Raw genomic sequence first — 8,889 nt, 5'->3', positions numbered from 1 at the left:
CGAACGCCGGCGGCAGCACGCTGCTTGGCGGCAATATCACCACCAGCGGCACGCAGACCTACAACGACGTGGTGACGCTGGGCAGCAATGCCGTCCTGACCACGACGAACAGTGCGGTGAATTTCGCCGGCACGGTGGACAATGCGACGACCACCGCTCGTGCCCTGACCGTGAACGCAGGCAGCGGGGCGGTGACGTTCGGCGGGGCGGTAGGTAGCGATCCCACCAACGGTGCGCTGGGCGCGCTGATCGTGAACAGCACCGGCCTGACGAGCTTCGGCAACGTGGCGGCCGCCAGCCTGGCGACGAACGCCGGCGGCAGCACGCTGCTTGGCGGCAATATCACCACCAGCGGCACGCAGACCTACAACGACGCGGTGACGCTGGGCAGCAATGCCGTCCTGACCACGACGAACAGTGCGGTGAATTTCGCCGGCACGGTGGACAATGCGACGACCACCGCCCGTGCCCTGACGGTGAATGCGGGCACCGGTGCCGTCACGTTTGGCGGTGCGGTAGGCGGCGACACGACCAATGGTGCGCTGGATGGTTTGACGACCCATAGTGGCAGCTGGAGCGCAGGCACGCTGAATATCGGCAGCGGTGGGCTGTCGGTGACCACCACGACAGGCGACATTACGCAGGGCGACAAATTCGTAGTCATCGGCCTGTCAGATTTCAACTCGGGCAGTCATGCGATCACGTTGGATTCTGCTAACGATTTCCAGGGTGACGTCTCGGCGACCGGGACCGGCGTGTCGATCACCGACGTCAACGATCTCAAGATTGCGGCGCTGAACAGCGGGGCGAACGGCAAGGTCAGCTTGATTGCCGGGGGGGTACTGACCCTGCCGGTGGGCTCTATCGATACCGGTACCGCCAATCTGACGCTGACTTCCAACGGTGGTTCACTGAGTACGCTTGGTTCCCTCACTGGTGCCGACATATCGCTGACCGGACTCGGGTTGACGTTGAACAACGACGTGACTGCCACCGGAACGTTGAGCCTCTTCAGCGGCGCGGCCATCAGCCAGAACGCAGGCGTCATCACGGCCGGCACCCTGACCGGCAGTTCGGCCGGTGCCACCACGCTGATCAACCTCAATCACGTCGGCGCATTGGGCAACTTCAGCGCGGCCGGGTTCAACCTGATCAACGCGCAGGCACTGGCCGTGACCGGGACAGTCGATGGTGGCACCAGCACGGCGCTGACCACCACCGTAGGTGACCTGGCAATCAACGGCGCAGTGAAAGGCACGACCACCACGCTGACCTCGGCGGGCGCAATCAACGAAGGCGCCGGTGGCGTCATCACGGCTGGCACGCTGACTGGCAGCTCCACGGGCAGCACCACCTTGCTGCAGGCCAACCAGGCAAGCGCCTTGGGCGCGTTCACCACCGGTGGCGACTTCGCCTTCAACAATGCACAGAGCCTGACGGTGAGCAATGCGCCATCGGCCAACGGTGGTGCGGGCAACCTCACCCTGACGACGACCGGAGCGAGCTCGGACCTGACCCTGGCGAGCACGCTGACCGGCAACACCGTGAGCCTGGGGGCCGGCCGCAACATCAACCAGACGGCGGGTGCCATCCATGCGACCACGCTGACCGGCAGTTCGGTGGGCAGCACCACGCTCAATGGCGCCAACCAGATCGGCGCCCTGGGCAACTTCAGCGCGACCGGGTTCAACCTGATCAACGCGCAAGCGCTGGCCGTGACCGGGACGGTCGATGGCGGTGCCAATACGGTGCTGACCACCACCGCGGGCGACCTGGCCATTACCGGCGCAGTGAAGGGCACGACCACCACCGCGCTGACCTCGGCCGGTGCAATCACCGAAGGCGCCGGTGGTGTCATCACGGCAGGCACGCTGACCGGCAGTTCGGCCGGCAGCACCACGCTGAACGGCCTCAACCACATTGGCACATTGGGCAACTTCAGCGCGGCCGGGTTCAGCCTTGTCAATGCGCAGGCACTGGCCGTGACCGGAACAGTCGATGGTGGCGCCAGCACGACGCTGACCACTACTGCGGGCGATTTGGCGATCAACGGCGCAGTGAAGGGCACGACCACCACGACGCTGACCTCGGCCGGCGCGATTACCGAAGGCGCCGGTGGCGTCATCACGGCCGGCACGCTGGCCGGCAGTTCCACGGGCAGCACCACCTTGCTGCAAGCCAACCAGGTGGGCACCCTGGGCGCGTTCACCACCGGCGGTGACTTCGCCTTCAACAATGCGCAGAGCTTGACGGTAAACAATGCGCCGTCGGCCAATGGTGGCGCGGGCAACCTCACCCTCACCACCAGCGGGGCGGGCTCGGACCTGATCCTGGCGAGCACCCTGACCGGCAACACAGTGAGCCTGGGGGCTGGCCGCAACATCAACCAGACAGCCGGCGCGATCTACGCAACCATCCTGACTGGCAGTTCGGCCGGCAGCACTACGCTCATCGGCCTCAACCAGATCGGCGCTCTGGGCAACTTCAGTGCGGCCGGGTTCAACCTGATCAACGCGCAGGCACTTGCCGTGACCGGGACGGTCGATGGAGGTACCAGCACGGCGCTGACCACCACCGTAGGCGACCTGGCGATCAACGGCGCGGTGAAGGGCAGCACGACCACCACGCTGACCTCGGCGGGTGCAATCACCGAAGGCGCCGCTGGCGTCATCACTGCCGGCACCCTGACCGGCAGTTCGGCCGGCAGCACCGCGCTGAACGCCGCCAATCATGTCGGGAACCTGGGCGCGTTCACCACCGGCGGTGACTTCACTTTCAACAATGCGCAGAGCTTGACGGTGAACAATGCGCCGTCGGCCAATGGTGGCGCGGGCAACCTCACCCTGACGACGACCGGAGCCAGCTCGGACCTGACCCTGGCGAGCACGCTGACCGGCAACATCGTGAGCCTGGGGGCCGGCCGCAACATCAATCAGACGGCAGGTGCCATCCATGCGACCACGCTGACCGGCAGTTCGGTGGGCAGCACCACGCTCAATGGCGCCAACCTGATCGGCACGCTGGGCAGCTTCACGGCAGCGAACTTCGTGCTGACCAATGCACAATCACTGGCCATGACCGGAACGGTGGATGGCGGCGCCAGTACGGCACTGAAGACCACCGCCGGCAATCTGGCGATCAATGGGGCGGTCAAAGGCACGACCACGACGCTGACCTCGGCCGGCGCGATCACCGAAGGCGCCGGTGGCGTCATCACGGCCGGCACGCTGACCGGCAGTTCCACCGGAAGCGCCACGCTCAACGGCGCCAACCACATCGGCACGCTGGGCAGCTTCACGGCGGCGAACCTTGCGCTGACCAATGCGCAGGCCCTGGCTGTCACCGGCCCGGTGAATGGTGGTGCCAGCACGGCGCTGAAGACCACCGCCGGCAATCTGGCAATCAACGGCGCAGTGAAAGGCACGACCACGACGCTGACCTCGGCGGGCGCCATCACCGAAGGCGCCGGTGGCGTCATCACCGCCGGCACGCTGACCGGCAGTTCGGCCGGCAGCACCGCGCTGAACGCCGCCAACCATGTCGGGAACCTGGGCGCGTTCACCACCGGCAGCGATTTCGCCTTCAACAATGCGCAGAGCTTGACGGTGAACAATGCGCCGTCGGCGAACGGTGGCGCGGGCAACCTCACGCTGACGACGACCGGAGCGAGCTCGGACCTGACCTTGGCGAGCACGCTGACCGGCAACACCGTGAGCCTGGGGGCTGGCCGCAACATCAACCAGACGACGGGCACCATCCATGCGAGCACGCTGACCGGCAGTTCGGTCGGCAGCACCACGCTTGCCGGCGCCAACCATGTCGGTACTCTGGGCAACTTCAGCGCGGCCGGGTTCAACCTGATCAACGCGCAGGCACTGGCCGTGACCGGGCCGGTCGACGGCGGTGCCAGCACGTCGCTGACGACCACAGCCGGAAACCTGGCGATCAACGGTTCGGTGAAGGGCACCACGACCACACTGATCTCGGCCGGTGCGATCACCGAAGGGGCCGGCGGCAGCATCACCGCCAATCTGTTGACCGGTCATTCGGTCGGCAACACCACGCTCGATGGCAACAACCACATCAACATGCTGGGCAGCTTCAGCGCCGACTTCAGCCTGACCAACGGTCAGACGCTGACGGTCGACGGGCCGCTCGATGGTGGTCCCACGGTAGCGCTGACCACGACGGCCGGTGACCTGATCATCAACGGCGCGATCAGCGGCACGGCTACGATGCTGACCTCGGCCGGCGCGATCGTCGAAGGCGCTGGTGGAGTGATCACGGCCGATACTCTGAGCGGCAGCTCCGCGGGCAGCACCAGCCTGCTGGGCGCCAACAAGGTGGCCGCGCTGGGTGCGTTCACCAGTGGTGGCGACTTCGCCTTCAACACCATCCAGACCTTGACGGTGAATGATGCACCGTCGGCCAACGGTGGCGCGGGCAACCTCACCCTGACCACCAGCGGGGCCGGCTCGGACCTGATCCTGGCGAACACGCTGACCGGCAACACCGTAGGCCTGGTGGCCGGCCGCAACATCAGCCAGACGGCCGGCGCGATCCATGCAACCACGCTGACCGGCAGCTCGACCGGCAGCACCACGCTCACCGGTGCCAACCAGATCGGCACGCTAGGCAGCTTCACGGCAGCAAACTTCGCGTTGACCAACGCGCAGGGATTGGTGGTGACCGGGGCGGTAGATGGCGGTGCCGGCACCACGCTGAAAACCACAGCCGGCAATCTCGCCATCAACGGCGCGGTGAAGGGCGCGACCACGACGCTGACCTCGGCCGGCGCGATCAGCGAAGGCGCCGGTGGGGCGATCACCGCCGGCACCCTGACCGGCAGTTCGACCGGCGCGACCACGCTCACCGGCACCAACCGCATCGGTACGCTGGGCAGCTTCACGGCAGCGACCTTCTCCCTGAGCAACGCGCAGGCCTTGACAGTGACCGGGGCGGTCAATGGCGGCAGCGGTACCACGCTGAGCACCAGCGCGGGTGACCTGGCCATCAACGGGGCGGTCAACGGTACGACCACCACGCTGACCTCGGCCGGTGCGATCACCGAGGGCGCCGGTGGCACCATCACGGCCGACACTCTGACCGGCAGCTCCAGCGGCGCGGCCACGCTCAACGGCGCCAACCGGATCGGCACGCTGGGCAGCTTCACCGCGGCTAACTTCGCCTTGACCAACGCGCAGGCACTGGCCGTCACCGGACCGGTCAATGGCGGGGCCAGCACCACGCTGACCACAACCGCCGGCGACCTGGCGATCAATGGCGCCATCAGCGGCACCGCGACCACGCTCAACTCCGCCGGCGCGATCAACGAAGGCGCCGGCGGCGCGATCACCGCAGGCACGCTGAGTGGCAACGCCGTCGGTCCCACGGTGCTGGGCAGCGCCGTTTCGCCCAACAAGAACATGGTCGACACGCTGGGCAACTTCACCTCGCTGGCCGGCTTCAGCATGACCAACGACAAGACGCTGACGCTGGCATCGGTGGCCGGCAGCGCCTTCACGGTGAATGCGGGCACCTCGCCGTTCTACCTGTCAGTGGCCCACGGTGACCTGTTCCAGCTGGGCACGGCGCCGGTGTACGACGGCGTGGGCGTCTGGGGCTCGACCGGCCGCATGGGCACCGGAACCAATCCGATCTACGTGGTGGGCACGGGCCTGCAGAACATTGCCAACGTCGGCCTGCCGCCCGCGTATTTCTACGCGGTGGACAGCTCGGGCAACCTGCTGCCGCTGGGTGGCGGTTTCGCCATCAACGTGCCCACCGTCTCGGGGGCCGGCAGTGCCCAGAACGGCATCCACGGCGACTCCTACATCGACCCGAGCGTGATCACCGCCAACTATCGTTCGTACGGCATCGTGCCCTCCGGCGTTCGGTTGCCGCCCGACCAGCAGAGTGGCTGCGACCCGGACCAGCCCGACCAGGCTGCCTGCCAGGATCCGGACGCACTGGGGATGGTCATGCCATGGCCGAACGCGCCGCAGTGACGGGTCTCGGCAAACTCGGCGCAGGCATCGCGATGGCGATGCTTGCGGTGGGGCTGGCCAGTCCTGGCCCCGCCGCGGGCCAGGCGACGCCGCAGATCGCGCCGCGGCTGACCGGAGAATTGATCGGCGCGCAACTGGATGCGGCGCAACACGACCTTGCTGCGCGGGCGACCGAGTCGTCTGGCTCCAGCCTCGCGGCAACCAGCCGGAAGCTGGGCGATCTGGGCCGGGACTTGCGCAAGGCGCTGGGCAAGGATATGGCCAAGCCGATCGACACGCTGGGCAACGACGAGAAGGCACAGGCCTATCGCGCCGAGGCCGTGGTGCAGCGCGCGCAGGCATTCCTGGAGGCGAGCAAGGGTTGCCTGGGCCAGGATGTCATCGCGATGGCCGATGCCCTGGCCCGCACCGTGGCGCTCAAGGCAACGGCTTCCGGCGGATCGAAACTGCCGCCGGTGATCAATGGCGTCGAGACGCTGGACCGGCGGCCGCTGTTCGTCCTGCATGGCGACGGCACCGGGGCGGCGTTCGCGTTGACCGGCGAGAACCTGTTTGATGCGCAGTGCGCCAGCCCGGTCGTCAGCGCAACCGACGCCCAGGGCAAGTCGCAGGCGGTGCAGCCGGAAGTGACCGGCGTGCTGCCCAACCGCATCGAGTTGAAGCTGCCGGCCGGTCCGCTGCCCTCGGGCAGCTACGTGCTCAACGTGGTGGCGCAGCGCAAGGTATTCCTGCTCGGCTGCACGGCGCAGCCACCCGCGTCGGCCGTGCTGGAGGTGGCGCCGGCGCCGAAGGTGTCGGTGAGTTACTCGGTGACCCAGACCTGCCCGGCGCCCGGCGGCGGACAGGGGCGCGCCTTGCCGGCGATCACCGGCGACATGCCGGTCGGTACCGGCAAGGGCACGGTGGCGAAATACGTCGCCGTCAACGGCTGCGCCGATCCGCTCAGCTATGCCATCAGTGCGACAGTGACGTTCGGCGACGGGCACAGCAGCACGGTCGGCCCGATCAGCCAGATCGCCTCGGCCGGCATCACGGCCGGGCTCCCCGGCGGCTTGTCGCTGAGCTGGGATCCCTCCGTGCACCAGCTCGTGGTGCGCCCCGCAGCCAGCAGCTGCAAGGGCGTCTACTGACGAGGCACCGCACCCGCCGGACTTGTTGCCGGCGGCGGGCTACTCGTCTTCCGGCGTACCCGACACCACGCGCAGCTCGGAAATGCCGCCCGGCGCGAGATCCCTGAGCAGGTCCATGAAATCCATGCCGACCAGTCGCTGCGCGCGCCGCAGCAGCAACGGCACCGGACTGGAGGGTTCGCAACGCGTGTAGTAGTCGCAGATTTCGTCCAGCCTGCGCATCACGTCCTGCGGCCCGGCGATCGGACCCGAAGCGCGCGCCGCGCCCGGGGCTCCGCCTTCCGCCCCGCCTTCACCGGCCTCGTCGCCGCTCGCTTCGGCCGGCAGCCGACGCGCCAGTTGCGGGTCGAGGAATTTCTTCAGCTCGTAGATGTCGCTGAGCAGGTTCTTGAAGTCCGGACCCATCGTGCCGACGTGGTCGCTGAACAGGGCGTCGATGGCCTTGGCATGCTCCAGCGACTCGCTGACCGCGGCGGTAGTCTGGACCAGCTCCTCCTCCGCGCAATCCATGCAGCACGCTTCCATCTCGGTGAGGCTCGGCTCGGGGCCGTCTCCCGGCGTGGTCACCTTCAGCGTGCCGTTGGCGATGCGCAGGTCGCGCAGGGTGAAGCGGCCCATGCGCGGCGACTGCACGAACGGCGTGGTGCGGAAATAACCGAGCACACTCTGCAGGTCGTTGAGCGGCACCACCGCGTTGACGCGCATGGTCGGGTCGTTGTCGTCCTCCGCGTCCAGCTGCGGATGCACGGTGTCCCAGAATTGCTCCAGCAGGCCGCGGATCAACCCCAGCCCGGCGCTCCAGCCGGGCATGCCGGCGCTGCGCATCCAGGCCGTGGTCAGGTGCACCGCCGGGCGCAGATCCTTGGAACGCTGCAGGATCGCCTCGGACAGCTCGGCGACTTTCTCCCAGTCCGGTTCCTCGGCGGCCTTGACCGTATCGCCCACGGCGCGCTCGGCCTTGGGCGCGGCGGCACGCTCCAGGGCGAGAAACTGCGGGTCGTATTCGAGATCCGGTCCGGCCGGCGATTCGTCGGATACCGGGGCCAGCAATGGCTCCAGGTTGTATCGCGCCATGGATCTCCCCCCGTGGTCGAATGGTTTCCCATTATCGCCCATCGGCGGCGCAAAACCAGTCGCCGGGGCGGTCGGCCGGCAATGCCGGGATCAGCGTGCGAAGCGGCGAATCCAGGCCACGTAGTCGTCGACGAATCCCTGCAGGAATTTGCGCGTGCCGTCGCTGGCGATGCTGCCGTCATCGGCGATCAGGTCGTCCCTGAAATGGATGAACACCTCGGGCTGGGCCAGCGTGGGCACGTCCAGGTAGGCCAGCACGTTGCGCAGGTGCTGCTGCGCCATCGCGGTGCCGGTGGAGCCGATCGAGGTGCCGATCACCGCCGCCGGCTTGCCGGCAAACGAGTTGGTGCCCCACGGCCGCGACGCGATGTCGATCGCGTTCTTCAGTACGCCCGGGATCGAGCGGTTGTACTCGGGCGTGACGAACAGCAGTCCGTCCGCCCCTTCGACGTCCTTCTTCAGTCGCGTGGCGGTGGCCGGGTAGGCAGCGTCGAAATCCTGCGAGTACAGCGGCAGGTCGTTGAGCTGGAGGTGGCGGAACGCGAAGTCGTCCGGTGCCAGTTTCTCCACTGCACGAGCCAGTCGGCGATTGAACGAATCTGCACGCAGGCTGCCTACCAGCACGGCAATCTTGATCTGGCTCATGTTCGGCTCCTCGTCGGGATGTGGAAGAATGG

Annotated in this window: 4 protein-coding genes; 2 read left to right on the top strand and 2 right to left on the bottom strand. The window is 67.4% G+C overall.

The features are described from left to right. Together B1991_RS18815 and B1991_RS17290 are read left to right on the top strand one after the other, a co-directional pair. Positions 1-6,008 (top strand): beta strand repeat-containing protein (locus B1991_RS18815; RefSeq protein WP_168709698.1); only part of this gene is annotated, 6,008 nt, incomplete at its 5' end. Further along, complete coding sequence (locus B1991_RS17290; protein ID WP_136259928.1) at positions 5,987-7,138, top strand: hypothetical protein; 1,152 nt, start codon at positions 5,987-5,989, stop codon at positions 7,136-7,138. The genes B1991_RS18815 and B1991_RS17290, both read left to right, overlap by 22 nt. A 39-nt stretch (positions 7,139-7,177) precedes the next feature. Here B1991_RS17290 and tssA read toward each other — a convergent pair whose 3' ends face one another. Together tssA and B1991_RS17280 are read right to left on the bottom strand one after the other, a co-directional pair. After that, positions 7,178-8,212 carry a type VI secretion system protein TssA gene (gene tssA, locus B1991_RS17285; protein WP_136259927.1) on the bottom strand — a complete coding sequence of 345 codons (1,035 nt, stop codon included), beginning with the start codon at positions 8,210-8,212 and terminating at the stop codon, positions 7,178-7,180. 90 nt (positions 8,213-8,302) lie between these two features. After that, on the bottom strand, positions 8,303-8,857 hold the full coding sequence (locus B1991_RS17280; protein ID WP_136259926.1) for an NADPH-dependent FMN reductase: 555 nt from the start codon (positions 8,855-8,857) through the stop codon (positions 8,303-8,305). Positions 8,858-8,889 lie beyond the last annotated feature (32 nt).

The sequence above is a fragment of the Rhodanobacter lindaniclasticus genome (assembly GCF_004799035.1).
GTDB lineage: Bacteria > Pseudomonadota > Gammaproteobacteria > Xanthomonadales > Rhodanobacteraceae > Rhodanobacter > Rhodanobacter lindaniclasticus.
The sequence above is the reverse complement of the archived record's forward strand: the minus strand, read 5'-3'. Positions and strand labels throughout refer to the sequence as shown.

Coding starts and splice junctions, on each gene's coding strand:
- B1991_RS17290 (WP_136259928.1), top strand. CDS start 5,987: ATGGCCGAACGCGCCGCAGTGACGGGTCTCGGCAAACTCGGCGCAGGC.
- tssA (WP_136259927.1), bottom strand. CDS start 8,212: ATGGCGCGATACAACCTGGAGCCATTGCTGGCCCCGGTATCCGACGAA.
- B1991_RS17280 (WP_136259926.1), bottom strand. CDS start 8,857: ATGAGCCAGATCAAGATTGCCGTGCTGGTAGGCAGCCTGCGTGCAGAT.